This window comes from Rhodococcus sp. NS-SX18 (assembly GCF_057367935.1).
Genome location: NZ_CM170633.1, coordinates 4,199,075 through 4,224,118 on the forward strand (window position 1 = coordinate 4,199,075; position 25,044 = coordinate 4,224,118).

Below are 25,044 nucleotides of genomic sequence, written 5' to 3' on the forward strand. Positions count from 1 at the left end.
AGGTTGAGAGTGCACGTGTATCCGTTCAGCGCCGTCGTCGGCTCCGACGACCTGGCGCTGGCCCTGTCCCTGTGCGCGGTGTCGCCGTCGATCGGCGGGGTCCTCGTGCGCGGGGAGAAGGGCACCGCCAAGTCGACCACGGTGCGTGCCCAGGCCGCGCTGTTGCCGCAGGTCACCGAGGTCGCCGGCTGCCGGTTCGCGTGCGACCCCGCCGCCCCCGACCCGTCCTGCCCCGACGGCCCGCACCCGCACGACGCGGCGGCGCAGACCCGGCCGGCGCGGCTGGTGGAACTGCCCGTCGGCGCCACCGAGGACCGGGTCACCGGCTCCCTGCACCTGCAGAAGGCGCTGTCGGCGGGCACCGCCGAGTACGAGCCCGGCCTCCTCGCCCGGGCGCACCGCGGGGTGCTCTACGTCGACGAGGTCAACCTGCTGCACGACCATCTCGTGGACCTGCTGCTCGACGCCGCGGCGATGGGCCGCTGCTCCGTCGAGCGCGACGGGGTGTCGGTCTCGCATGCCGCCCGGTTCGTGCTGGTCGGGACGATGAACCCGGAGGAGGGCGAGCTGCGTCCGCAGCTGCTCGACCGCTTCGGGCTCACCGTCGAGGTGGCCGCGCCGCGCGATCCGCAGGTGCGGGCGGAGATCGTGCGGCGGCGCCTGGCGTTCGATGCCGACCCCGCGTCGTTCGTCGCGGGCTGGGCCGACGCCGAGTCCGAGCTGGCCCGGCGGCTCGCCGGGGCCCGCGAGCGGCTGCCGCACGTGCGGCTCGGCGACGACGCGCTCGTCGCGATCGCGGAGGTGTGCGCGGCGTTCGACGTCGACGGGATGCGCGCCGACCTGGTCACCGCCAAGACCGCCGTCGCGCACGCGGCCTGGGCGGGCCGCGACGAGGTCACGCGGGAGGACATCGCGGTGGCGGCGCGGCTCGCGTTGCCGCACCGTCGTCGCCGCAACCCCTTCGACGAGCCCGGCATGGACGAGACGCTGCTCGACGAGCTGCTCGGCGACCGGTCCCCCGAACCCGATCCGGACGGACCCGACGATCCCGGTCCGGACGACCCCGGACCGGACGACCCCGGACCCGACGGTCCCGGTGGCGGCGAAGCGACGCCGGGCCGGGACGACCGCGCGGAGGGCTCCGGCGCGGCGACGTCCGTCGCGGCCCCGGCCGAGCCCTACCGGACCCGCCTGTTCACCGTCGACCGCACGGGCCGCGGCACCGCGGGCCGGCGCTCCCGGGCGCGCACGACGGTCGGCCGCACGGTCGGCGAGCGTCGCGCCGACACCGGCCCCGTCCACCTGCCCGCCACCATCCGCGCCACCGCCGCCCACCCGTGCGCGTTTCCGGTAGCGGGAACTACCGGAAACGCGCACGGGTGGCAGGTGCGGCGGAAGGTCGTAGAGGGGCGTGAGGCCAACCTGGTGCTGCTGTGCGTCGACGCCTCCGGCTCCATGGCGGCGCGGCAGCGGATGACGCAGGTCAAGACGGCGATCCTGTCGCTGCTGCTCGACGCCTACCGGCGCCGCGACACCGTCGGTCTGGTGACCTTCCGCGGCGATCGCGCCGTGCTCGCCTTGCCGCCGACCAATTCGGTGGACGTGGCCGCGGCCCGGCTGCGGGAGCTGCCGGCGGGCGGGCGCACCCCGCTCGCCGAGGGACTGCTCGAGGCGGCCGAGACGATCCGGCGGCACCGGCTGCGCGAACCCGACCGGCGGGCGTTGCTCGTCGTGGTCACCGACGGTCGCGCCACCGCAGGTGCGGACGCGGTGGCCCGGTCCCTCGCGGCCGCCGACCGCATCGCCACCGCCGGGATCGACGCGGTCGTCGTGGATTCCGAGACCGGCCGGTTCCGCATGGGTCTCGCGGCCCGGCTCGCCGAACGGCTCGGCGCCGAACACGTTCCCGTCGGCGAGGTCCACGCCGACGCGCTCACGACCGTCGTCCGAGGAAGGGCCGCGTAGATGCCGAAGGGACAACCGGCCACCGTGCCGGACGACGGTCTCACGACCCGTCAGCGCCGCAACCGGCCGCTGCTGATGGTCCACACCGGCGACGGCAAGGGCAAGTCGACCGCCGCGTTCGGGCTGGCACTGCGCGGCTGGAACCAGGGCTGGTCGGTCGCGGTGTTCCAATTCGTCAAGTCCGCCAAGTGGCGTCTCGGCGAGCAGACCGCCTTCGAGACCCTCGGCGACCTGCACACCGAACGCGGCACGGGCGGCCCGATCGAGTGGCACAAGATGGGCTCCGGGTGGTCATGGTCCCGCAAGGACGGCACCGAGGAGGACCATGCCGCCGCGGCACTCGCCGGGTGGCGGGAGATCCAGCGCCGGCTCGCCGCCGAGCAGCACGGGCTGTACGTGCTCGACGAATTCACCTACCCGATCGGCTGGGGCTGGATCGACGCCGACGAGGTGGTGCAGACGCTCGCCACGCGCCCCGGCCACCAGCACGTCGTGATCACCGGCCGCCGGGCGCATCCGGCATTGATCGAGGCCGCGGATCTCGTGACCGAGATGACCAAGATCAAGCACCCGATGGACGCGGGCCAGAAGGGCCAGAAGGGCATCGAGTGGTGACACTCGGGGGTGGCAGCGTGGTGACACTCGGGGGTGGCAGCGTGGTGACACTCGGGGTGGCAGCGTGCTGACGCTGCCGCGGCTGGTGATCGCCGCGCCGGCGTCCGGACACGGGAAGACCACGGTCGCAACGGGTCTCATGGCCGCCCTGCGGTCGGCCGGGCACACGGTGTCGGGGCACAAGGTCGGCCCGGACTACATCGACCCCGGCTACCACGCCCTCGCGACGGGCCGGCCGGGACGCAACCTCGACGCGCACCTCGTCGGCACCGACCTGCTCGCACCGCTGCTCGCGCACGGTGCCCGCGGCGCGGACGTCGCGATCGTCGAGGGCGTGATGGGCCTGTACGACGGGATGCTCGGCACCGACGGTTTCGCGTCCACCGCCCACACCGCGACGGTGCTCGGCGCCCCGGTGATCCTCGTCGTCGACGTCTCGCACGCCTCCCGTTCGATCGCGGCGGTGGTGCACGGCATGGCCACCTTCGACCGCGGTGTCCGCATCGCCGGGGTGATCCTGAACAAGGCCGGCTCGGTGCGGCATTCCGACGAGGTGGTCGAGGCCCTGGCCGCGACGGGCGTTCCGGTGCTCGGGGTGCTGCAGCGCGACGACGGGATCTCGGCGCCGTCGCGGCATCTGGGGCTGGTGCCGGCGCAGGAGCGGGCCGGGGCGGCCGCCCAGCTCGACCGGCTGGCCGCGCAGATCGCCGCGCGCGTCGATCTTGCCGAGGTGATGCGGATCGCCCGCAGCGCACCGGCTCTCGTCACCGAACCGTGGGAGCCGGGCGAGTCGGCCGAGGACGGACCGGTCGTCGCGATCGCCGGGGGTCGCGCCTTCACGTTCCGCTACGCCGAGACCGAGGAGATGCTGCGCGCCGCCGGGTGCCGCACCGTCGTCTTCGACCCGCTGCGCGACGAACGCCTGCCGGACGGCACCGCCGGAATCTACCTCGGCGGCGGGTTCCCGGAGGTACACGCCGCCGACCTGGCTGCGAACACGCCGCTGCGCGAGCATCTGCGGGCCGCGATCGCGGCCGGCACGCCCACCGTCGCCGAGTGCGCGGGCCTGCTGTACCTGTGCCGCGACGTGGACGGCGCTCCGATGGTCGGCGCGGTCGACGCGTCCGCGCGGATGACCCCGCGGCTCACCCTCGGCTACCGCACCGCCGTCGCGCCCCGCGACACCCTGCTCACCCCGGCGGGCGCTCGGGTGACCGGGCACGAATTCCACCGCACCACCGTCGATTCCACCGGTGAGCCTGCGTGGCTGCTGGCCGGCCGGCCCGACGGGTTCGCCTCCGCCACCGTGCACGCCTCCTATCTGCACACCCACTGGGCCGGGCATCCGGTCCTCGCCCAGCGGTTCGCCGACGCGGTGCGGGCCGCGAGGCCGGTCCCCCCGCCGCCGCGCACGCCCCCGGCCACCGCGCCGGACCTGCAGCACCACGGTGACCGGGAGGCGACCCCGGGTCTGGTGGACCTGGCCGTCAACGTCGCGCGCCGGCCACGCCCGGACTGGCTCGACGCGGCACTGACGGGCTCGCTGGCCGAACTGGACCGGTATCCCGATCCGCGGGCGGCGCGCGCGGCCCTGGCCGCGCGGCACGGCCGCGATCCGCTCGAGGTGCTCCCCACCGCCGGCGGCGCGGAGGCGTTCACCCTCGTCGCCCGCGCCCGCCGCTGGGCGCGACCGGCGGTGATCCATCCGCAGTTCACCGAGCCGGAGGCGGCGCTGCGTGTCGCCGGGCACGAGGTGACGCGGGTGCTGTTGCGGGCCGAGGACGGGTTCGTCCTCGACGCGGCGCGGGTGCCCGACGACGCCGACCTCGTCGTCGTCGGCAACCCGACGAACCCGACCGGGGTGCTGCACCCGGCTGCCGCGCTGCGGGCCCTGGCGCGACCCGGGCGGGTGCTCGTGGTGGACGAGGCATTCATGGATGCGGTACCGGGAGAGACCGAGTCGCTTGCCGGGGAGTCGATTCCTGGAGTCGTGGTGATCCGCTCGCTCACCAAGACGTGGGCGATTCCCGGGATCCGCGCGGGATACGTGCTCGGCGACGAGTCGATCGTCGCCGATCTGGCGGCGCACCAGCCACCGTGGTCGGTGTCCACCCCGGCGGCGGCAGCGATGATCGCGTGCGCGTCGGCGGCGGCCACGGTCGAAGCCGAGCGCGCCGCCGTGCAGATCGCGGCCGACCGCGCCGTCCTCGTGGACGGCCTGACCGCCCTCGGCGTCGAGATGGCCGGACCGTCCGCGGCGCCGTTCGTGCTGGCGCACGTCCCGGTCGGCACGCGGGAACGCCTGCGGGGCCAGGGGTTCGCGGTACGCCGCGGCGACACGTTCCCCGGCCTCGGCACCGACTGGGTGCGCATCGCGGTGCGCGACCCGCAGACCACCGCGGCGCTGCTCGCGGCGTGGCCGACGTGAATCCCCACGCCGCCGGCCTCGTCCTGGGCTATGCCGCCGACCGCGCGTTCGGCGACCCCCGCCGGTTCCATCCGGTGAGCGGTTTCGGCCGGATCGCGCGCGCGACCGAGCGGGCGCTGTACGCGGACCACCGAGCGGCCGGGACGCTGTTCACCGTGGTGCTGGTCGGCGGCGCCACCGGGCTCGGCTACGGCGCGGACCGACTCACCCGGCGGCGCCCGCTGCTGCGGACGGCGGTGACCGCGGCCGCGACGTGGACCGTGCTCGGCGGCCGCTCCCTGGCGCGGGAGGCCACGACCATCGACGGCCAGCTGCGCCGTGGGGATCTGCCCGCCGCGCGACGGCAGGTCACCCACCTCGTCGGCCGCGACCCGTCGCAGCTCGACGCCGCCGGCGTCGCCCGCGCCACGCTCGAGTCGCTCGCGGAGAACACATCCGATGCGGTGGTCGCGCCGCTGCTCTGGGGTGCGGTGGCCGGGCCGGCGGGCCTGCTCGGCTACCGGGCCGCGAACACCCTCGACGCCCGCGTGGGCCACCGCACGCCCCGACACGAGCGGTTCGGCTGGGCGTCGGCCCGGTTCGACGACGTGCTCAATCTGGCTCCGGCGCGGCTGTCGGCGCTGCTCGCGGCGGGTCTGGGCGACCGGCCGGGTGCGGCTCTGCGGGCCTGGCGCCGGGACGCCCACCGGCATCCGAGCCCGAATGCGGGCCCGGTGGAGGCGGCGTTCGCCGGGGCGCTGGGGGTCACGCTGGGCGGGGTGAACGTCTACCACGGGGTGGTGGAGGACCGCGGCACCCTCGGTGACGGTCCCCCGCCCCAGCCGGCGGACCTGCGGCGTGCGGTGCAGCTCGCCGCGCGGGTCGGCGTGGGCGCACTGACGGTGTGCACTGCCCTCACGTTCGCGATCAGAAATGTGGCGCGCATCACGTAAGGGGTGTAACACTGTAATCAGTGAAACACCCCTCGTCCCGAGGAGGACGACATGCGACACACCCCACACATGCACGGACCCCGCTTCGGTCGCCCCGGCGGCTGGCAGCAGGCCGACATCCCCGACGCGAGCGACGCCGCCGAGTGGTTCTCCGGACGGCTGCCCGACGACTGGTTCACCGGTCCCGCCACCATCGAGGTCGACCGCGAGGAGATCGTCGTCGTCGGGGAGCTGCCCCCGCCCGAGGACACCGGCGCCGCGGCCGTCGACGGGCGCATCGCCCGCTTCCGGGAGAGCACCCGTCCGGACCGGATGCGGATCGCCGACGAGGCCGAGGCCCGCTACGGCCGGAAGGTCGCCTGGGGAGTCACCCTCGGCGATCGCCGGGTGTTGTTCACCCACTTGGCCGTTCCGGTGATGACCCGGCTGCGCCAGCCCGAGCGCAAGGTCCTCGACACCCTCGTCGACGCCGGCGTCGCCCGGTCGCGCTCCGACGCGCTCGCCTGGTGCATCAAGCTCGTCGGCACGCACAGCGAGCAGTGGCTCGCCGAACTCCGGGAGGCGATGCGCAAGGTCGACGACCTGCGCGCCGAGGGCCCGCAGGTCTGACGCCGCAGATCCCCGTGGCCGCGCGCGCGAAATCCGGCGCGCCGGTGTCTATTTCGTCATCGGCTCGGAGGCCCAGGCGACGGCCTCGGCGACCGTCGGCACCGTCGGCACCCCCGGCGGCGACGGCGGTCGGCGCACGACGACGACCCGCACGCCGAGTTCGGCCGCGGCGTCGAGCTTGGCGCGGGTCAGGTCCCCGCCGGAGTCCTTCGTGACGAGCACGTCGACGTCGTGGCCGGCGAGCAGCGCCCGCTCGCCGTCGACGGTGTAGGGGCCCCGGGCGAGCAGCACCGTCCACGAGGCCGGCACGTCGAGGTCCAACGGCTCGACGACCCGCACGAGGACACGGTGCCGCGCCAGAGGGCCGACGAAGCAGTCGAGGGTCTGGCGTCCCGTGCTCAGGAACACGCTCGTGCCCGCGGCCGCTGCCACGGCGGCGGCGTCGTGGTCGTCGACCCACGTCCAGTCGGCGGCGCCGGTCCAGCCCGGCCGCGCCAGGCGCAGCAGCGGCACCCCGGCCGCCGCGCACGCGGTCGCGGCGTTGCCGCTGATCCGCGCGGCGAACGGGTGCGTCGCATCGACGACCCGGTCGATTCCGTTGCCGCGCAGGTACTGTTGCAGCCCCTCGGCGCCACCGAAACCGCCGATCCGCACCTCGCCGACCGGCAGCCGCGGGTTGCGTACCCGTCCCGCGAGCGACGACAGGTAGGCCACCCCCGCGGTCTCCAGACGAGCGGCGAGCGCCCGGGCCTCGCCGGTGCCGCCGAGAACGAGCACCGTCATGCCAGGCCGCCGGTCAGCGTGGGCAGCGCGGGCCGGTCCCCCAGCATCCCGAGCAGGGTGTCGACGTCGAGGTGCTCCTCGATCATGTCGGCGAGCACCTCGAGGCGGGCGTCGCGCGCGGCGTGGAAGCCGACGGTGCCGGTGGCGACGTCGCGGCCGGTGAGGTCGGCGACCTCGCGGAGCCAGGCGGCGCGCAGGGCGTCGCCCTCGAGGCTGCCGTGCCACATGGTGCCGAACACCGTCCCCGCGCGGGCGCCGCCGAGGAACTCGTCACCGCCGCCGCGGGAGATGCGGCCGTGGTGGATCTCGTATCCCGAGGCGGGGACGCCGAGTGCCGTCCCGGTCGGCAGGCGCAGCACCTTCTCCAGTTCGAAATCGGTGTGCACGTCCAGTAATCCGAGACCGTCCACGCACGCACCGGGTGCGCCTTCGACACCGTGCGGATCGGAGATCCGCCGGCCGAGCATCTGGAATCCGCCGCAGATGCCGAGCACCACGCCCCCACGTCGGGCGTGGTCGGCGACGGCGGTGTCGAGGCCGCGGCCGCGCAGCCACGCGAGGTCGGCGAGGGTGGCGCGGGTACCGGGCAGGATCACCACGTCGGCGCCGGCGAGGGCGCGGGGGTCGTCGACGAACCGCACCCGCACGTCCGGCTCGAGACACAGGGCGTCGACGTCGGTGAAGTTGCTGATCCGGGGCAGCATCACCACCGCGACGGTGAGTGCGCCGGCGCCGTCGTGGGCGGGCCGCGACGACAGGGCCAGCGAGTCCTCCGAGTCCAGCCACAGGTCGCGCTGCCACGGCAGGACACCGAGAACCGGCCTGCCGGTGAGCTTTTCGAGCGAGTCGAGGCCCGGCCGCAACAACCCCACGTCGCCGCGGAACTTGTTGATCACGAAGCCGCGGACGAGGGCCTGGTCGGGCGCGTCGAGCAGGGCGAGGGTGCCGTACATGGCGGCGAACACCCCGCCGCGGTCGATGTCGCCGACGAGCACCGTCGGCAGGTCGCCGTGCCGGGCCAGACCCATGTTGACGTAGTCGTGGGCCCGCAGGTTGATCTCGGCGGCGCTGCCGGCGCCCTCGCAGACCACGACGTCGAAGCGGTCGCGCAGATCGTCGAACGCGGCGAACGCGGCGTCGGCGAGATGCCGTCGCCCGCCCGCGAACTCGCCGGCCTCGAGGTGCCCCGCGGGGCGGCCGAGCACGACGACGTGGCTGCGACGATCACTGCCCGGTTTGAGCAGCACCGGATTCATCGCAGCCTCGGGCACCGCCCGTGCCGCCACCGCCTGGATCCACTGCGCGCGTCCGATTTCCACGCCCGCACCGGTGTCCGGGTCGAGAGCCACCATCGAGTTGTTGGACATGTTCTGCGCCTTGAACGGCGCGACCGACAAGCCGCGTCGGGCAAGGGCCCGGCAGATCCCGGTGGTCACCACGGTTTTTCCGGCGTCGGAGGTGGTTCCGGCGACGAGCAGGCCCTGTCCCACGCCGGCTACGCCACGCGGGCGAATGCGCGTCGATCGGCGCGTTCGGTGAGGAACGCGAACGCCACCCCCAGGGCGAACCACAGCGTGGTCTGGATCACCACGGAGGCAATGCGGAAGTCCCACAGCAGCGTCGCCGGGAAGTCCGCCCCGACCTCGTCGATCGTCGGCAGCACGGCGTATCCGAGGCCCACCACGACGAGGAAGGCCAGGACCGGTCCGGCGAGCCGGACGGTACGCATCTCCTGGCGCGCGAGGGCCTTCGAGACGACGACCGCCACCGCGAGCGCGGCGAGGCCGAGCACGACCGTCGCGACCCACAGGAGCGTGCGCTGGTCGATGGTGTCCGGGTCCCCCACCGCGGGCGGATTGGCCGGGTACTTCAGGAACGGCACCGCGGCGACGGCGAGCCAGCCCGCCCCGGCGCCGAGCAGGCCGAGCACCGGGCCCGGCAGCGTGGTGTGGCGCCGCGCGAAGTGCAGCACCGAGGCGTACAGCGCACCGAGCGCCAGCCCGCCGAGGGTGGTGGCGAGGATCAGGCCCCCCTTCTGCCCGGTGCGGCCGACGAGAGCGTCCTCGCCGTGGCTGTGGCCGGCGGATCCGGCCTCGTGCGTGTGGGTGTGCGCGCCGGTGGCGGCGTGCTCGGCGGCGGACTCCTCGAGCGCGATCGCGGCCTCGATGTGCGGCTCGCCGATCACGAACGCGACGGCGCCGGCGAGCAGGCCGGCGAGGAGTCCGGCGAGCAGGCCGCGCAGCAGGATCCGGGTGTAGGGGCCGGTCAACGGGCTGCTGTCCGAGGCGGCAGCGGCCGGGTGCGACGAGACGGCCCCCGCGCTCAGTGACACGGCAGGCCGAGCAGGTGCCGGCCGTCGTGCATCAGTTCGTGCATGAACATGCCGGTGCGCGACACGGCACCCTGGTCGAACCCGACCAGGTAGAGGGTGACGAAGGCGAGCAGCACGACGGCGGTGATCGCGGCAGCCAGAGCTGCCGAGCCCATCGTGGACTCGGGGGCGTGAACAGTAGCCAAAGCATCCTCCTGGGATAACGCGTCCCGTCGAAAATCCTTGCACCGAGGGAGTTTTCTGACTCCCGGACTTCACATCCGGTCACAGTGGCGCGACCGCTCCGGACTTGCACCGGATTGCCTGCACCTCGGCACGGGTAACGAAGGAACATTCGCACCCCCACCGTCCCCTGTCAAGACGAACGCGCGGGGTGTGGTTCGATGTCGCCGTGGTTCGCCTCACCCTGCTGGCCCACGCCTCGACGGAGGCGCAGCGCGCCGTCCGGTTCCCTGCCGACGAGCCGCTGTCGCAGCGCGGCAGACGCGAACTCGGGCGCGCGGTGGCGCCGGTGGCCGACCGCGTCGTCGTGGCACCGGAGCGCCGCACCACCGAGACCGCGGCCGCGCTGGGTGCGACGGCCGCCGTCGATCCCGCGCTGCGGGACCTGGACTACGGCGACTGGGCGGGGCTGGCCATGGACGAGGTGCCGGCCGCGGGACTGCACGAGTGGCTGACCGATCCGCATGCGGCACCGCACGGCGGTGAGTCCGTCGCGGCGCTGGGCGACCGGGTGGCCGGATGGCTCGACGGCCTGGCGCCGGGACGGGTCGTCGCGGTGACCCACCCGGCGGTGATCCGCGCCGCGACCGGGTACGCACTGGGCGCGGAACCGAGGGCGTTCTGGCGGATCGATGTGCGCCCGCTCGCCCGGGTCCGGCTGCACGGACGCGCGGGCCGGTGGTCGCTGCGGCTGGACTGAGCCGCGCTACCAGGTGACGTTCTCCTCGCAGCGCCGTCCGTTGACCGTCGTCTCGACCTGCACGGTGGCGTGTTCGAGGCCGTGCGAGGTGAGGACGGCGCGGGCCGATTCGAGCACCCACTGCGAGTCGTGGTCGCTGATCAGGTGCACGGTGGCGACGTCCATGCCGGTCGTCAGGGTCCACACGTGCAGGTCGTGGACACCGGTGACGCCGGGCAGGGCGGACAGGTCGGCGCGGACCCCGTCGACGTCGAGATGGGCGGGCGACGCCTGGGTGAGGATGCGCAGCGACGCCGCGGCCAGCCGCACCGCCCGCGGCACCACCCACAGCGAGATGAGGACGCCGACGACGACGTCGGCCAGGGTCCAGTCGAACAGCAGGACCAGCGCGCCGGCGACGAGGACCCCGACGCTTCCGACCGCGTCGGCGAGGACCTCGAGGTACGCACCGCGGACCGCGAGACTGTCCTTCGCGTCGGCGCGCAGGAGCAGCATCACGACGAGGTTGGCGGCCAGACCGGCCGTCGCGGTGAGCACGAGGGCCGTTCCGGGGATGTCGGGAGCGTCGCCGATGCGGTGGACCGCCTCGTAGAACACCCAGACCGCCACGGCGAACAGGAGTGCGGCGTTCGCCATGGCGGCGAGCACCTCGGCGCGGTGCCAGCCGAACGTGCGGGCGGCGGCGGTGCTGCCGCGTCGCGCGAGGATCAGGGCGGCCATCCCCATGGACATGCCCACCACGTCGGTGAGCATGTGTCCGGCGTCGGCGAGCAGGGCGAGCGAGTCGATCCACAGCGCGACGCCGGCTTCGAGGAGCAGGAACGCCACCAGGATCGCGAGGGCGATCGCCATCCGCCGCAGCCGCCCCCGCGACGGTCCCGCCTCACCGGGCACCCCGGCTCCGGCGTGACCGTGCGAATGACCGTGTCCGACCCCCATGATCCTCCCTCCGAAGTTTCGGACATCATATGCAGACATACGCATATGTTCAACGGAGGGGTGCGCGTCAGGACTCGGGCGGGTACGCCGGATGCTCCACCGTCGGCGGCAGGGTCGCGATGGCCGAGATCCGTTTCAGCCCCGCCACCTGGAGCAGGTCGACGATCAGCGAGCGGATCTGCGCGAACACCACCGTGGCCGACAGACCCGCACCCTGTACCTGGTCCGGCTTCATCTCCCGGGCGACACTCCGCAGCACCCGGGCCGCCTCCGCCTGGTCCGGCTTCTCCCCCGGCTCGGCGAGGACCATCGCCCTCAGCACGTCCACCGCGTCGGCCAGTTCGTCGATGCGCCGCACCAGCCGCGGATCGAGGATCTCGTCGTCGCGCACGAGCGAGAGCGACCGGCGCGCCAGCACGCGCGTGTTGCGCATGGCGTTGTCGATCGGGTCCGCCGCGGCCGTGAGTCGTTCGAGCCGCGGCCGGCTGTTCCAGTACAGCGGCGAGATGCGACTGATCTCCTTGCCGCCGGAGATGTTGGTGCGCATCGCGTCGATCGCCGACTGCGTGGCCCGGGCCTCGCGCAGGGCCGCCTCGATCGGCTTCGGATTGTTCTCGACCAGGCCGGTCTCGACCTTGCGCAGCACGTCCGCCGCCGTGGCCAGCACGTTCGCCGCCTCCCGGCGCGCCCGGCGGACCGGATGCGTGGGGATCACGGCGACGACGGCGATGCCGACCAGTCCGCCGACGAGGGCGTCGACCATCCGGTCGACACCCCCGGACCCGCCGGGCGGGATCAGTGTCGCCACCAGCACCGCGGAGTTCCCGGCCTGCATGGAGAAGATCGGACCGCTGTTCAGGGCTACCGCCGTGCCCATCGCCATCGCGACGACGAGTCCGATCTGCCACGGACCGCTGCCGATGAACGAGATGATCAGGTCGCCGACACCGATGCCCACGGTGACCCCGCAGACGAGTTCGACCGACCGGCGCAGCCGCGCCCCCAGAGACAGCCCCAGCGACACCACCGCCGCGATGGGCGCGAAGAACGGCTGCTCGTGACCGACCGGTCCCGTGGCCACCCACCAGGCGATGCCCGCCGCTAGCGCGCACTGCAGGATGGGCAGCGCCGAGGACCGCAGCCGGCGCCCCGACGTGCGCAGCCGCCGGCGGATGCCGTCCCTGGTAGGCAGCCGGGGACTAATCGACGCCAAGCGCTTCGGCTGCGCGGGGATCGCAGTCCTCGAGCAGGTCGAGGCAGCGGGCGTGCTCGTCGGCCTCGCCGATCTCCTTCGCCGCGCGGGCCAGCGTGGCGACGCACCGCAGGAAGCCGCGGTTGGGTTCGTGCTCGTACGGCACGGGACCGAAGCCCTTCCAGCCGTTGCGGCGCAGCTGGTCGAGACCGCGGTGGTAGCCGGTGCGGGCGTAGGCGTAGGCCGCGATCGTCTCGCCGCGCTCGAGGGCGGCTTCGGCCAGGTAGGCCCACGCGATCGACGCGGTCGGGTGGTCGGCTGCCACCTTCGCCGGATCCTCGCGGTTCAGCAGCGCCGATTCCGCTTCGTCGTCGCCGGGCAGCAGGGTGGGTTGGGGTCCGAGAAGATCACCGAAAGACGTCATGGCCACCATTGTGCCCACCACCGGACGACGGTCGTTAGGCTGCCCGGGAGAACAGCCGTCCGCTCAGCAAGGGGGATCGCGTGCCGGATCCGAAGAACGAAGACACCACCACGTCCCCCGAGCCGGCGACGGGCACCCCCGGTTCTTCCGCAGCGCCCGACGCCGAGGGCCACGCAGGCTCGCAAGACGGCACACCGGCCACGGGCACACCCCGTACCTCCGCGGCACCCGACGACGGCGAGGACCCGGCACCGCGCGCAGCCTCGGAAGGCAGCGCTGCGGCCACGGATCCCGCCGACGAGGCGGCCTCGGCGAGTGAGGCGGAGACGGTGGCCATACCGGCCGCGCGTCGCGCCGAACCGGCGTCCTCCCCCGCCGACGCGCCCACCGCCCGCATCGCCGTCACCACGCACACCCCCAAGCAGGCGCCGCAGCGGATCGTGCCCCAGCGCGCCGAACCGCAGCGGGTCCCGCCGGCGGAGCCGGAGCCGCACCGACCCGAGGCCCGGCGGGTGGAGCCCCAGCGCATCGAACCCCGGCGTGTCGAACCCCAGCGTGTCGAACCCCAGCGTGTCGAACCCCAGCGTGTCCAGCCGGTCCCGGGGCCGCAGCGCATCGACCCCGTCGCACCCGCCCGGCGGGGCCGGCGAGGCTGGGTGATCGCCGCGCTCGTCGCGGGTCTGCTCGTCGGCGCCGCAGTGGCGGCCGCGGCCGTGAAGGTCTACCTGGACGACCGGGCGGCGAATTCCCCGGAGGCCCGGATCCGCGCCACCGTCGAGACCTTCGTCGGTGCGCTCGCCACCGGCGACCTGACGACGCTGCGCACCACGACGTGCGGCGGACTGCAGGAGTTCTACGCCTCGGTACCGCCCGAGCAGTTCGCCGACATCCACCGCACCGCCGTCGACCAGGGCACCGTGCCCGTCGTCACCGGCGTCGACAAGGTGCAGATCACCGACGGCCAGGCCATCGCACAGGTCACGGCGCACCCCGCCGGGACCCCGACCGACGTCACCCAGCGCACCTTCGACCTGGCCCGCGAAGGTGAGGACTGGAAGGTCTGCGGCGAATGATCCGTGACGAACGGTAGAGGGCGAACGGTAGAGGCGGAACGAAACGACGCGAGCGGTGACGCGGGCCGGGGCCCGTGTCACCGCTCGCGTCGGACTACTGCGCGGGCTGGATCAGCCGGCGGACACCGAGCGGCCCGCGGACTTGAGGTCGTTGCAGGCCTCGACGACCCGAGCGGTCATCGACGCCTCGGCCTTCTTCAGGTAGCTGCGCGGGTCGTAGGTCTTCTTGTTGCCGACCTCGCCGTCGATCTTCAGCACGCCGTCGTAATTGGCGAACATGTGGCCGGCGATCGGACGGGTGAACGCGTACTGGGTGTCGGTGTCGACGTTCATCTTCACCACGCCGTAGCTCAGCGCCTCGTCGATCTCGGACTTCAGCGAGCCGGAGCCGCCGTGGAAGACCAGGTCGAACGGCTTCGAGCCGGCCGCCAGGCCCAGCTTCTTCGACGCGGCGGCCTGGCCGTCGGCCAGCACGGACGGCTTGAGCTTGACGTTGCCCGGCTTGTAGACGCCGTGGACGTTGCCGAACGTCGCGGCGAGCAGGTACTTGCCCTTCTCGCCGGCGCCGAGCGCGTCGACCGTCTTCTCGAAGTCCTCGATCGAGGTGTACAGCTTCTCGTTGATGGCGTTCTCCACGCCGTCCTCTTCACCGCCGACGACGCCGATCTCGACCTCGAGGATGATGTTCGCGTCCTTGGACAGGGCGAGCAGCTCCTGGGCGATCTGCAGGTTCTCGTCGATCGGGATGGCCGATCCGTCCCACATGTGCGACTGGAACAGCGGGTTCTCGCCGTTCTTCACCCGCTCCTGCGAGATGGCGAGCAGCGGGCGCACGAACCCGTCCAGCTTGTCCTTCGGGCAGTGGTCGGTGTGCAGTGCGATGGTGACGTCGTACTTCGCGGCGATGACGTGCGCGAATTCGGCGAGCGCGACGGCGCCGGTCACCATGTCCTTGACACCGAGGCCGGAGCCGAACTCGGCGCCACCCGTCGAGAACTGGATGATGCCGTCGCTGCCGGCGTCCGCGAAGCCCTTGATCGCGGCGTTGATGGTTTCGGACGAGGTGCAGTTGATGGCCGGGAACGCGAAGGAGTGATCCTTGGCGCGGGCGATCATCTCGGCGTAGACCTCGGGAGTCGCGATTGGCACGGCGGCTGTCCTCCAGATGAGAGTCGATGGGTGCCTTCCCGGGGGTGCGGGAGGGCTCCAGGGTTGTCCCTGCAGTATGTCAACTGTCGGCGCGCGGACACAGTCGGGTGCCCGCCATGATTCGGGTCACCGGCCTCCCACCGGTACTCTGGTGGCCGTGAGTGTGCTCGGAGGCCTGGAGTCCGTGACCGTCGTCCCGGAGACCGTGACGAATCTGGCGTTACTGCCGGGATTCCTGGACCCGGTGAATCTGCTCAACTCCTTCGGCACCTGGGTGCTCATCGGCCTGCTGCTCGTGGTGTTCATCGAGTCGGGTCTGCTGTTCCCGTTGCTGCCGGGCGACTCGCTGCTCTTCACCGCGGGTCTGATCGCCGCCTCGAAATCCGAGGAGATCCCGCCGTTCGCGCCGCTGTGGGTGCTGATGGTGACGATCCCGATCGCGGCGATCCTGGGCGACCAGGTGGGCTACTGGATCGGCGCCAAGGGCGGTACGCGCCTGTTCAAGGGCTACGACTCGAAGATCTTCAACAAGGGCTACATCGACCAGTCCGAGGACTTCTTCCAGCGGCACGGTCCGATCACGATCGTCCTCGCCCGGTTCGTGCCCATCGTGCGCACCTTCGCGCCGGTCGTCGCCGGCGCGTCCCGCATGAAGTACCCGGTGTTCCTCACCTACAACATCGTGGGCGGCATCGTGTGGGGTGCCGGCGTGACGCTGCTGGGCTATCTGCTCGGTCAGATCGCCTTCATCCGCGACAACATCGACATCATCTTCCTGCTCATCGTGTTCGTCTCCGTCGTCCCGATCATCCTCGAGGTCGGCAAGCACCTGATCGCCAAGCGCAGGGCCGCCGCCGTCGTCGAGGCCGAGGCCACCGCCGTCGAGGCCGAAGCCACTGCGGACACGGTGCCGGTGCCGACGACGCGTCGCGACACCACGCCCTGAGCACGCGCGCAAACGCGTCCTCCATGATTCTCGCCGCGGAGACCTTCGGTCCGCTCGAAACCGCCGGGCCCGCTCTGGTGTGGCTCGTCGTCGTGACGTTCGTGTTCGTCGAATGCGCCATCATCCTCGGCCTGTTCCTGCCCGGGGACTCCATGCTGCTGACCGCCGGGGTCGTGCTGGCCGCCCACCACTCCGGTGCGGCGCAGGTGTGGGCCCTGTCGGTCGGGGCGATGGTGGCCGCGATCGCCGGGAACCAGGTGGGTTACGTGATCGGCCACCGGCGGGGTCACCACCTCATCGCCCGCCGCAACGGCCGGTACCTCAACGTGGCGAACCTGCGGAAGGTCAATGCCCTGCTCGACCGGTACGGGTTCTGGGCGGTGCTGATCGCCCGCTGGATCCCATGGGTGCGGACGCTGTCGCCGCTGGTGGCCGGGGCCGCGCGGATGAACCACACCCGGTACACGATCGCGTCCACGATCGGTGCGATCCTGTGGGCGCCGGTCCTGCTGCTCGTCGGGTTCTACTTCGGCGAGTACCTCGAGCGGGTTTCGTGGCTGCTGCCGACGGTCCTCGCCGTGATGGCCGCCGTCCTCGTCGTGGGCACTGTGCTCGGCGTCCGGCAGTACCGGATCGAGATGGCGCGGCCGGCGGTGGACGTGGAGATCGCGGACGTCGACCCCGACTGACCGTCGGCCGTACGCGAGGTCCGACACGGCCTGAACGCTCCCGGACGTCGACAGCGGTCGCGACCGTTGTCGATGTCCTGAAGGTGGGTGGATGCGCGTTCAGGCGAGGGCGGGGTCCAGGATGCGGCGCGGAGTGTCCGGGTCCAGGCGCACCCCGATGAAGACGATCTCCTGACCCGGCGTCTCGCCGGTCCGGGACCACGGCTGTGCCGGTTCGAGCACCAGGTTGGGGCCGGCCTGCGACCAGATCGCCGCGGTGTCCGGGTCGTCGGCGAACCAGCAGAAGCCCTTGCTGCGCAGCACCCCGTGCAGATTCTCCACGGCCGCCTCGAGCCGGGCGCGGTCGAAGGGGCGGTCGGCGCGGTAGACGACGCTGCGGATGCCGTACTCCTCGGTCTCGGGGGTGTGGCCGCCGGCGAGTTCCTCGGCCCAGCCCGGAGCGAGCGCAGCCGCCTCCGGGTCGTAGCGTCCGGTGCCGACGACCTCGCCGATCGGGACGGCGCCGTGGACGGTGCGCAGCAGCCGCGCCGTCGGGTTGAGCCGGCGCAGGGTGGCCTCGACGGCCCCGGCGACGGCGTCGCTCACCAGGTCGGTCTTGTTGAGCAGCAGGACGTCGGCGAATTCGACCTGGTCGACGAGCAGGTCGGAGATGCTGCGCTCGTCGCCCTCGCCGGCCTCGAGATCGCGCTCGTCGAGTCGGTCGCCGCGCGTGAGCTCGGCGAGGAATGTGGTGGCGTCGACGACCGTGACCATCGTGTCGAGGCACGCGAGCTGCCCGAGACGGAAGCCGTCGTCGAACTCCCAGTCGAACGTCGCGGCGACGGGCATCGGCTCGGAGATGCCGGTCGACTCGATCACGAGGTGGTCGAACCGATTCTCCCGGGCGAGCCGCGCGACCGTCTCGATCAGGTCTTCGCGGAGCGTGCAGCAGATGCAGCCGTTGGTGAGCTCGACGAGCTTCTCGGTGGTGCGGTCGAGGCTGCCGTCGACGAGCGCGGCGTCGATGTTGATCTCGCTCATGTCGTTGACGACGACCGCGACGCGCGCGCCGTCGCGGTTGGCGAGGATGTGGTTGAGCAGCGTGGTCTTGCCCGCGCCGAGGAAGCCGGAGAGCACGGTGACGGGCAGTGGGGTCGCGGCGGTCATGCCATCGACGATAACTGTTATCGATAACCGTTTTCAAAACGGGTGCCGTCGGGTCGCGCAGAACTCGGCCCCGGCGCCCGCTCGGCGGCGACGGCGTACGCCGATTCCATCAGCATCCACCCGCTCAGCTGCACCGACAGATCCCGTTCCGCCACTCCCGAGCTGCGCACCGTGCCGCCGGAAAAACGCGCGATCCCGGGTGCCGTGCCGGGCAGCCGGGCCTGCACGGACCAGTCCCGCCCGAACAACGGCAGCCCCTCGATCTGCAGGCGGTTCGCCCACGCGGCCTGCGCGGACGCGAGCACGATCCGCGCCGCGAGCCGGCGAGCGCGTTCGTCCTCCGCGTCGACGACCGGCAGCGTCGTCGCGACCATCGCCAGGTACCGGACGAGGATGCCGTTGAACAGGCCCCCGTCCCCACCGCCACCGCCGGTGATCACCCCACGCTCGGCCAACTGGGTGTCGACGGCCTCGACGAGGGCGTGCACCCGCTCCCGGTGCCGCGGCTCGCCCATCTGCACCGCCAGCTCGGTCTCCAAGCCGAGCACGACACCCTGGCAGTACGTGTAGACCGCGCGCTCGACCCGGTCACCGCGGATCCCGTCGAAGATCAGGCCGGTCTCCGGATCGCGCAGCGTCTCGTGGATCCAGTCCGCCATCTCCTGGGCCCGCAGCAGCTTGCCGGTGCGAGCGAGCAGCAGCCCCGCCGGGCCGTTGGCCGGGGTGTTGTAGAAGTCGTCGCGGCGCCGCCAGGGGATGCCCCCGCCCCGCTCGGGTGCCCACGCCTCGAACAACTCCTTCTCGAGGACGGCGATGGCGTCGCGGCGGTCGACGTACAGGTGCCGCTGCGCGCGCTCGAGAGCGAGGCCGAGCCAGGCCATGTCGTCGAAGTAGTTGTTGGTCCAGCCGAGAAGGTTGCGGATCCGGTGCGAGCGCGTCAGCCGCACCACCCGGCGCCGGCGCCGCGGCGTCGCCTCCCGCTCGGCGGCGTCGACCGCGAGATCGATCAGGTGGGCCTGCCACCAGTAGTGCCAGGTGAGGAAGAGCCGCTCGCGGCGCACCGCCGGCCATCCGACGACTGCGAGCGCGGTGCCGGGCAGCGCCCACAACCGCCGCACGTGCCGCGACGTGACTGCAGCCTCCGCGAGATCCGCCCGCTCGGCCCACAAATCCGACATGTCGTCGCCAACCTCGTCTCACCGTCGCTACCGCTACCAGCTTTCCCCTATCGGCCGCACCTCGTCGAATGTTTCCTCACCAGGCGTGGTCGAGGTCGGCGTGCTGCCGGATCCAGGCGTGCATGGCGATCCCGGCGGCGACGCCGGCGTTGATGCTGCGGGTCGAGCCGAACTGGGCGATGGACACGGTCGTCGCGGCGACCTCCCGCGCCCGCGCCGTCACACCGGGGCCCTCCTGGCCGAACAGCAGCAGGCACGCGCGGGGCAGCTGCGCGGTTTCCAGCGGCACCGATCCGGGTGTGTTGTCCACCGCGACGATCGTCAGTCCCTGTCCGGCCGCCCAGCCGAGGAGGGAGTCGACATCGGGGTGGTGCACGAGATGCTGGTACCGATCGGTCACCATCGCTCCGCGACGATTCCAGCGCCGGCGGCCGACGATGTGCACGGCGGCCGCCGCGAACGCGTTCGCCGTGCGCACCACGGTGCCGATGTTCGCGTCGTGCCCGAAATTCTCGATTGCCACGTGTAGCGGATGGCGGCGGGTGTCGATGTCGGCGACGATCGCCTCGCGCGTCCAGTAGCGGTACGCGTCGACGACGTTGCGCCGGTCACCGTGGGCGAGCAGCTCCGGGTCGTAGCGCGGATCCCGCGGGGGTTCGGTGCCGTACTCCTCGACCCACGGACCGTACCCGTGCGGGTGCTCACCCCACTCGGTGGGACCCGGAACGTCGTCGAGTTGCACGGTCAGAACGTCGTGTTCGAGGTGGCAGCGATCGTGAAGCCGTGCCCGGTGGCGTCGTTGACGCAGGAGACGTCGGCGGCGGTGGTCTCGCACGTGTAGCCGAGCTTGCTCAACTTCGACCCGATCGGCAGGACCGGATCGTCGCCGCCGGAGGTGTAGACCGACCCACCCGAGCACATGAACTCCGCGGGTCCCGTGTCCTGCACACGAATACCGTTACCCCAGTTGACCATGCAGTTCTCGGGCCGCGGCGGCACCGGATCCGTGACGCCCTCGCAACCCGCCTCGGTGCGGGAGGGCAGCTTGACGATGCCGCACCGGAACCCGCCGTCCGGGCTGGTGAAGTAGTACGACTCGTTGCGCTCGTACTGCACGTCGGCGGGGGTCGTCGGAGCGCTCTCGGGGACCGAGGTGGTCGACGTGGTCTCGGTGGTCGTCGGGGCAGGGGCCACCGTCGTGGTCGTGGTGGTCGTGACGGCCGCGCTCGTCGACGACGCGGCAGCCGGCTCCCCCGCGTCCTCCGAAGAACTTCCGCACCCGGCCAGTGCCAGCACCGCGACCGCGGCCGCACCGATCGACGACATCCGACGCACGTTCACCCGACTCCCTTCCGTCGCTGATTCGCCCGCCACTCTAGCGAGACCGCGTCAGCTGCCGGTCACCCACCGGTTGACCAGGCGATTGAGCCGGGCGGGTGTGACCTGGGCGAAGGCGGCGAACGCCTTCGCCTGCCAGCCCACGGCGTGGTGGACACCTGCCGCCCGCCGGCCCGGACGGGTCAGCTCGTACAGGGCCCGCGCGACGTCGTCGGCGTCGAGCCGGATCCCCAGCCGCCGCGAGGCCCCGACGTTCATGTCCCGGGTCATCGCCGTGTCGACGAACAGCGGCCACAACGCGACCACCCGGATTCCGTGCGGAGCCCATTCCAGATCGAGGGCCTCGGTCAGCCCGCGCACGGCGAACTTGGTGGCGCTGTAGGTGACGAGCTCCGGCTGTCCGTACAGCGCCGACGCCGAGCAGAGGTTGACCACCTGGGCGCCGGGCGTGCGACGCAGGTACTCGAACGCGCTGTGGCAGCCGGTGATCGTCCCGGCGACGTTGACGTCGACCATCTGCCTGTGCCGCTCAAGCGGGGTCGTCTCGAACGGTCCCGAGGCCAGGACGCCCGCGTTGTTGACGAGCAGGTCCAGGGTGCCGTCGGTGCAGAACGCCTTCAGTGCGTGCTCCCAGCCCGTCGCGTCGGTGACGTCGAGGACGGCGGTGACGACGCCGGGTTGCTCGGCGGCGAGCGCCTCGAGGCCGGCGGCGTCGACGTCGACGGCGGCGACCCGGTAGCCGCGGCGGGCGAGGAGCAGGGCGGTGGCGCGGCCGATTCCCGAGGCGGCACCGGTGACGAACGCAGTGGGCGAATCCATGGTTGCAGCGTAGCGACGCCGAACGTGGCGCAGGTCACGGACTATCCTGGCATCGGAGGAGCAATGAACCACGTTCGAGTCGTTCGCGCCGTCGCGTTCGTCACTGCCGGCTACCTCGTCGTCCTGGCCCTGTGGCTGGGGCTGTTCGTCGGCGACTCTCCCGAGGGCACCGTCCCCTACCAGATCATGTTCCTGCTGGCCGCGTACGGCTCGGCGCTGGGCATCGCCATGATGCTCGCCGGGCGGCCGCCGCGCGCCGACCGCCGCCTCGCCCGCCGCGGACTCGAGGGCTGGGCCACCATCACCTCGGCCCGGCACCTCGGGCACACCGTGGACAACGGCGAACTCACCGAGCTGGATCTCGACCTGACGGTGCCGGGTTCCCAGCCGTACCACGGACGGGTGCTCTACGAGATCGCCCGTGAGGATCTCGACCGGTTCGAGCCGGGCCGGGTCGTGGGCATCCGCGTCGACCCGCACGACCGGGACCGCATCGTCCTCTGCCCGTAGTCGACGTGCCCTGCGAGCGTGTCGTCTATACCGACGGCCGGGCTGCGGGGGCGGTCTCCCGGCCGAGCGCGAGCTTGCCTTCGACGAGGAGCAGCTGCGCCAGCGCATAGGTCGCGAGCACGAACCCCTCCGCTGCGGCGCGCGCCCGCTCCGACCGCAGCAGCACCCGCCGCGCGACGATGGTGCCGTCCGACAGGGTGAACACCAGGCCGCCGAGACCCAGCCAGCTGCGCCGGTCCCCGCCCGGGATCGGCAGGTCGGCCAACCGGCGGGCTCCGGGGGCGAGCGACGGGTCCGCGGCGAGTGTCGCGGTGGTCCCGAGCAGCGCACCGTAGCCCGTCAGCGGGGCCGCCACCCGGGGCGCCTTCGCGCCGAGCAGACCGGCGGCGCCGAGTGCCGCGACCGCCCGCGGCACCGCCGCCGACCGGGTCGGGCGGGCACCGCGCCGGGCCAGCAGCGCCGAGTAGCAGACCTGCATCACGGCGAACGAGGACGCACCGCGCAGCAGCCGCGCGTCGTCGTCCGGGTCGATCATGAATACGTCGCCGACCGTCGCGCCGGTCAGGGCGAGCAGCAGCAGGGCGGTGTCCGACCGGTCGGTGTGCGGGGCGTGCCGCAGCACCCGCACCGCCAGCGCCGGCCCGATCAGCGGCTTCGCGACCCGCTGCAGCCGCTCGTTCCCGAGCACCCCGCCCACGACCGTCGCCGTCGCGGCTGCGGCGAACACCGCGTGCTCGGCGTTCCACCTGTCCCGGCTGAACCATCCCATGCCCGGCAGCGTACCGATCCGCGCGGCGTCACCCGGCCGGCTTTCCTCAGGCGCAGCGGCGGGCGCCCGCCGACGCCGTCGCCCGCAGGAATTTCGGGCGCGGCAGCTCCCGCTCGCGGGCGGCCACCGTGACGGCCTCCGCTACCGCGTCGACGTCCGTCGCCCGGCACAACGCGATCGCCGAGCCGCCGAATCCGCCACCGACCATGCGCGCACCCAGCGCACCGGCGGCGCGCGCGGCGTCGACGGCGCTGTCGAGTTCGACGGAGCTGACCTCGAAGTCGTCCCGCAGCGACCGGTGCGCGGCGTCGAGTATCGGCCCGAGCCGTTCCGGGGCGTCGTCGCGCAGTGCGGCGACGGCGGCGCGGACCCGGGCGATCTCGGTGACGACGTGCCCGGCCCGGCGCCGCAGCACCGGGTCGGTCAGCGCGCCGAGCGCAGCGACGGTGCCGACGTCGCGCAGGCTCCCGAGTCTTCGTGTGGCCTCCTCAACGTCGCGACGCCGCTGTCCGTACTGTCCGTCGACGAGGCGGTGCGGGGCGTCGGTGTCGACGACGAGCAGTGCCAGGCCGTGCGATTCGAGGTCGATCGGGACGTGCTCGACCTCGCCGGTCGCGCAGTCCAGCAGAAGCGCGTGCCCGGCCCGCCCGCGCAACACGATCTGCTGGTCCATACCGCCGGTGGGGACGCCGACGTAGTCGTTCTCGGCCCGCATGCAGGCGGCGGCGAGGGCGGCCCGGCCCGGATCGTCGACCGGCAGCCCGGACAGCTCGGCCAGGGCGAGAGCGACGGCCGCCTCGAGCGCGGCCGAACTCGACAGGCCCGCGCCGATCGGCACGTCGGAGGCGATCGCGATGTCGGCGCCCGCGAATCCGGGCGGGTCGAGCGCGCCGATCACCCCGAGGACATAGGCGCCCCAGCCGCCGGTGTGTCCTTCGGGCTGCCCCAGCCGCCCGAAGGACACACCGCCGATGCCGTCGCTCACCAGCCGGAGCGTGCCGTCGTCGCGGCGCCGGACGGCGGCGGCCGTCACTTGCGACAGCGCCAGGGGCAGGCACAGCCCACCCGCGTAGTCGACGTGCTCACCGATCAGGTTCACCCGGCCCGGCGCGCACCACACTCCCTCCGGGGCCGCGCCGAACGCCCGCGTGAACCCGGCTGCGGCGGCCGCGGCCACGGTCATCCGGCGAGTTCCCGCAGCCGCACCGCGATGCGTTCGGCGGAGGTGTCGCTGATCCATACGCCCATCGCGGACTCCGATCCGGCCAGGTACTTGAGCTTGTCGGCAGCGCGTCGCAGCGAGAATATCTGGCAGAACAGACGGCCGTACGGCCGCTCGTCGCCGACCGGTGCCTGGTGCCAGGCCGCGATGTAGGGGACGCGCTGCACGCCGTCGAAGAACAGGTCGACGCGACGCAGCAACTCCCGGTAGGCCACCGCCAGTTCGTCGCGCTCGGCGTCGTCGAGGGCGACGAGGTCCGGCACGTCGCGATGCGGGGCGAGGTGCACCTCGACGGGCCAGCGCGCCGCGGCCGGAACGTAGGCGGTCCACCGTCGTCCGGACCACACGACGCGGGTGCCCGCCCGGCGTTCCGCGTCGAGCACGTCGCGTTGCAGCAGCCGGCCCGTCGCCGCGTGGTGCGCGCGGGCACGCTGCAGCAGTACCTGCGAGCGGGGCGGCAGGAACGGGTAGGCGTAGATCTGTCCGTGCGGATGTTGCAGTGTCACACCGATTTCCGCGCCGCGGTTCTCGAAGCAGAACACCTGCCGCACGTCGGGGGCGGCCGAGTGCTCGGCGGTGCGGTCGGCCAGTGCATCGAACACCGTGCGGACCCGTTCGAGGCTCAGGTCGGCGAACCGGGCCTCGTGGTCGGCGGTGAACGCGACCACCTCGCAGCGTCCTGTCGCGGGCCGTCGCGGCCACAGCGGGTCGCCGTCCACCGGACCGGCGTCGGCGCCACCGGATCCGAGCGCCGGGAAACGGTTCTCGAACACCACCACGTCGTAGTCGTCGGCGGGTATCTCGGTGGCGGCCCGGCCCGGCCGAGTGGGGCACAGCGGGCAGTCCGCGGGGTCCGGCAGGAAGGTGCGGTCCATGCGGTGCGACGCCGAGACCACCCACTCCCCCGTGAGCGGGTCGAAGCGCAGTTCGGAGGCCGCCCCGGCCGGCGGCAGCCGCCGGGTGTCGTGCCGTTCCCGCACCGCGCCGCCCCCGGCGTACGGCTCGGTGTCGTCGAAGTAGAACAGTTCCCGGCCGTCCGCGAGGCGGGCCGCGGTCCGTCGCAC

The 25,044-nt window shown here is 72.8% G+C and carries 26 protein-coding genes and 1 riboswitch; of the genes, 10 read left to right on the forward strand and 16 right to left on the reverse strand.

Translation table 11 applies throughout. From position 1 onward, the window contains the following. Nucleotides 1-9 precede the first annotated feature (9 nt). The 5 genes from AC2IPW_RS19270 (at nucleotide 10) to AC2IPW_RS19290 (ending at nucleotide 6,549) form a co-directional block, all read left to right on the forward strand. Nucleotides 10-1,965: a magnesium chelatase subunit D family protein gene (locus AC2IPW_RS19270; RefSeq protein WP_486375405.1), complete on the forward strand. Its 1,956-nt coding sequence runs from the start codon at nucleotides 10-12 to the stop codon at nucleotides 1,963-1,965. Continuing rightward, nucleotides 1,966-2,580, forward strand: coding sequence for a cob(I)yrinic acid a,c-diamide adenosyltransferase (gene cobO, locus AC2IPW_RS19275; protein WP_003938352.1), 615 nt, complete (start codon nucleotides 1,966-1,968; stop codon nucleotides 2,578-2,580). A gap of 64 nt (nucleotides 2,581-2,644) precedes the next feature. Further along, entirely contained in the window at nucleotides 2,645-5,008 is a 2,364-nt protein-coding gene (gene cobBC, locus AC2IPW_RS19280; RefSeq protein ID WP_486375406.1) for a bifunctional hydrogenobyrinic acid a,c-diamide synthase/histidinol phosphate aminotransferase CobBC, read from the forward strand. After that, entirely contained in the window at nucleotides 4,996-5,940 is a 945-nt protein-coding gene (locus tag AC2IPW_RS19285) for a cobalamin biosynthesis protein (RefSeq protein ID WP_416061645.1), read from the forward strand. The genes cobBC and AC2IPW_RS19285 overlap by 13 nt, the downstream gene beginning before the upstream one ends. A gap of 51 nt (nucleotides 5,941-5,991) precedes the next feature. Continuing rightward, on the forward strand, nucleotides 5,992-6,549 hold the full coding sequence (locus AC2IPW_RS19290; protein WP_054372691.1) for a hypothetical protein: 558 nt from the start codon (nucleotides 5,992-5,994) through the stop codon (nucleotides 6,547-6,549). Between the two features lie 48 nt (nucleotides 6,550-6,597). On the opposite strand, the gene AC2IPW_RS19295 is transcribed toward AC2IPW_RS19290, so the two are convergent. The 4 genes from AC2IPW_RS19295 to AC2IPW_RS19310 are packed head-to-tail and all read right to left on the reverse strand — an operon-like array spanning nucleotide 6,598 to nucleotide 9,849. Continuing rightward, complete coding sequence (locus tag AC2IPW_RS19295; protein WP_416061646.1) at nucleotides 6,598-7,332, reverse strand: cobalt-precorrin-6A reductase; 735 nt, start codon at nucleotides 7,330-7,332, stop codon at nucleotides 6,598-6,600. Next, complete coding sequence (locus tag AC2IPW_RS19300) at nucleotides 7,329-8,822, reverse strand: cobyric acid synthase (RefSeq protein WP_486375407.1); 1,494 nt, start codon at nucleotides 8,820-8,822, stop codon at nucleotides 7,329-7,331. The genes AC2IPW_RS19295 and AC2IPW_RS19300 overlap by 4 nt, the downstream gene beginning before the upstream one ends. Before the next feature lie 5 nt (nucleotides 8,823-8,827). Then, nucleotides 8,828-9,601, reverse strand: coding sequence for a CbtA family protein (locus tag AC2IPW_RS19305; RefSeq protein ID WP_486377034.1), 774 nt, complete (start codon nucleotides 9,599-9,601; stop codon nucleotides 8,828-8,830). 53 nt (nucleotides 9,602-9,654) lie between these two features. After that, nucleotides 9,655-9,849, reverse strand: a complete 195-nt coding sequence (locus tag AC2IPW_RS19310; protein WP_040783644.1) for a CbtB domain-containing protein — start codon at nucleotides 9,847-9,849, stop codon at nucleotides 9,655-9,657. Nucleotides 9,850-9,878: 29 nt separating this feature from the next. Next, nucleotides 9,879-9,992: riboswitch (cobalamin riboswitch) on the reverse strand. A 63-nt stretch (nucleotides 9,993-10,055) separates the two neighbouring features. Here AC2IPW_RS19310 and AC2IPW_RS19315 point away from each other — a divergent pair. Continuing rightward, nucleotides 10,056-10,586 (forward strand): histidine phosphatase family protein, encoded by a 531-nt coding sequence (locus AC2IPW_RS19315; RefSeq protein ID WP_235157533.1) that lies wholly within the window; start codon nucleotides 10,056-10,058, stop codon nucleotides 10,584-10,586. A 6-nt stretch (nucleotides 10,587-10,592) separates the two neighbouring features. On the opposite strand, the gene AC2IPW_RS19320 is transcribed toward AC2IPW_RS19315, so the two are convergent. The 3 genes from AC2IPW_RS19320 to AC2IPW_RS19330 form a co-directional block, all read right to left on the reverse strand. Then, the gene (locus tag AC2IPW_RS19320) at nucleotides 10,593-11,525 is read right to left on the reverse strand and encodes a cation diffusion facilitator family transporter (protein WP_003938361.1); all 933 of its coding nucleotides are present in this window, start codon (nucleotides 11,523-11,525) and stop codon (nucleotides 10,593-10,595) included. 67 nt (nucleotides 11,526-11,592) lie between these two features. Then, on the reverse strand, nucleotides 11,593-12,738 hold the full coding sequence (locus AC2IPW_RS19325; protein WP_003938362.1) for an FUSC family protein: 1,146 nt from the start codon (nucleotides 12,736-12,738) through the stop codon (nucleotides 11,593-11,595). Beyond that, complete coding sequence (locus tag AC2IPW_RS19330) at nucleotides 12,725-13,141, reverse strand: DUF3151 domain-containing protein (protein WP_003938363.1); 417 nt, start codon at nucleotides 13,139-13,141, stop codon at nucleotides 12,725-12,727. The genes AC2IPW_RS19325 and AC2IPW_RS19330 overlap by 14 nt, the downstream gene beginning before the upstream one ends. An 80-nt stretch (nucleotides 13,142-13,221) precedes the next feature. On the opposite strand from AC2IPW_RS19330, the gene AC2IPW_RS19335 reads away from it, so the two are divergent. Continuing rightward, complete coding sequence (locus AC2IPW_RS19335; protein WP_486375408.1) at nucleotides 13,222-14,214, forward strand: Rv0361 family membrane protein; 993 nt, start codon at nucleotides 13,222-13,224, stop codon at nucleotides 14,212-14,214. 111 nt (nucleotides 14,215-14,325) lie between these two features. Here the strand turns inward: AC2IPW_RS19335 and fbaA are convergent, their stop codons facing one another. Then, nucleotides 14,326-15,363 carry a class II fructose-bisphosphate aldolase gene (gene fbaA, locus AC2IPW_RS19340; RefSeq protein WP_003938365.1) on the reverse strand — a complete coding sequence of 346 codons (1,038 nt, stop codon included), beginning with the start codon at nucleotides 15,361-15,363 and terminating at the stop codon, nucleotides 14,326-14,328. A gap of 151 nt (nucleotides 15,364-15,514) precedes the next feature. Here fbaA and AC2IPW_RS19345 point away from each other — a divergent pair, with 151 nt between their 5' ends. Beyond that, nucleotides 15,515-16,309: a DedA family protein gene (locus AC2IPW_RS19345; RefSeq protein ID WP_289381546.1), complete on the forward strand. Its 795-nt coding sequence runs from the start codon at nucleotides 15,515-15,517 to the stop codon at nucleotides 16,307-16,309. Between the two features lie 23 nt (nucleotides 16,310-16,332). Further along, on the forward strand, nucleotides 16,333-16,998 hold the full coding sequence (locus tag AC2IPW_RS19350; protein WP_289381545.1) for a DedA family protein: 666 nt from the start codon (nucleotides 16,333-16,335) through the stop codon (nucleotides 16,996-16,998). A 99-nt stretch (nucleotides 16,999-17,097) separates the two neighbouring features. On the opposite strand, the gene AC2IPW_RS19355 is transcribed toward AC2IPW_RS19350, so the two are convergent. The 5 genes from AC2IPW_RS19355 to AC2IPW_RS19375 form a co-directional block, all read right to left on the reverse strand. After that, the gene (locus AC2IPW_RS19355) at nucleotides 17,098-18,144 is read right to left on the reverse strand and encodes a GTP-binding protein (RefSeq protein WP_486375409.1); all 1,047 of its coding nucleotides are present in this window, start codon (nucleotides 18,142-18,144) and stop codon (nucleotides 17,098-17,100) included. Nucleotides 18,145-18,161: 17 nt separating this feature from the next. After that, a complete protein-coding gene (locus AC2IPW_RS19360) occupies nucleotides 18,162-19,322 on the reverse strand; it encodes a glycoside hydrolase family 76 protein (RefSeq protein WP_289381543.1) in 1,161 nt (386 codons plus the stop codon). A gap of 76 nt (nucleotides 19,323-19,398) precedes the next feature. Beyond that, the gene (locus tag AC2IPW_RS19365; RefSeq protein WP_003938370.1) at nucleotides 19,399-20,064 is read right to left on the reverse strand and encodes a TrmH family RNA methyltransferase; all 666 of its coding nucleotides are present in this window, start codon (nucleotides 20,062-20,064) and stop codon (nucleotides 19,399-19,401) included. A 2-nt stretch (nucleotides 20,065-20,066) separates the two neighbouring features. After that, entirely contained in the window at nucleotides 20,067-20,648 is a 582-nt protein-coding gene (locus AC2IPW_RS19370; RefSeq protein ID WP_416061652.1) for a hypothetical protein, read from the reverse strand. Between the two features lie 63 nt (nucleotides 20,649-20,711). Further along, nucleotides 20,712-21,479 (reverse strand): SDR family oxidoreductase, encoded by a 768-nt coding sequence (locus AC2IPW_RS19375; RefSeq protein ID WP_486375410.1) that lies wholly within the window; start codon nucleotides 21,477-21,479, stop codon nucleotides 20,712-20,714. A 63-nt stretch (nucleotides 21,480-21,542) separates the two neighbouring features. Between AC2IPW_RS19375 and AC2IPW_RS19380 the strand changes: the two genes are divergently transcribed. After that, a complete protein-coding gene (locus tag AC2IPW_RS19380; protein WP_289381535.1) occupies nucleotides 21,543-21,989 on the forward strand; it encodes a hypothetical protein in 447 nt (148 codons plus the stop codon). 25 nt (nucleotides 21,990-22,014) lie between these two features. On the opposite strand, the gene AC2IPW_RS19385 is transcribed toward AC2IPW_RS19380, so the two are convergent. From AC2IPW_RS19385 to galT, 3 genes are read right to left on the reverse strand one after another with little or no spacing between them, the layout of a single operon-like run. Continuing rightward, complete coding sequence (locus AC2IPW_RS19385) at nucleotides 22,015-22,758, reverse strand: lysoplasmalogenase family protein (protein ID WP_416061654.1); 744 nt, start codon at nucleotides 22,756-22,758, stop codon at nucleotides 22,015-22,017. Between the two features lie 46 nt (nucleotides 22,759-22,804). Continuing rightward, nucleotides 22,805-23,941, reverse strand: coding sequence for a galactokinase (gene galK / locus AC2IPW_RS19390; RefSeq protein ID WP_486375411.1), 1,137 nt, complete (start codon nucleotides 23,939-23,941; stop codon nucleotides 22,805-22,807). Beyond that, a complete protein-coding gene (gene galT, locus AC2IPW_RS19395; protein ID WP_486375412.1) occupies nucleotides 23,938-25,044 on the reverse strand; it encodes a galactose-1-phosphate uridylyltransferase in 1,107 nt (368 codons plus the stop codon). The genes galK and galT overlap by 4 nt, the downstream gene beginning before the upstream one ends.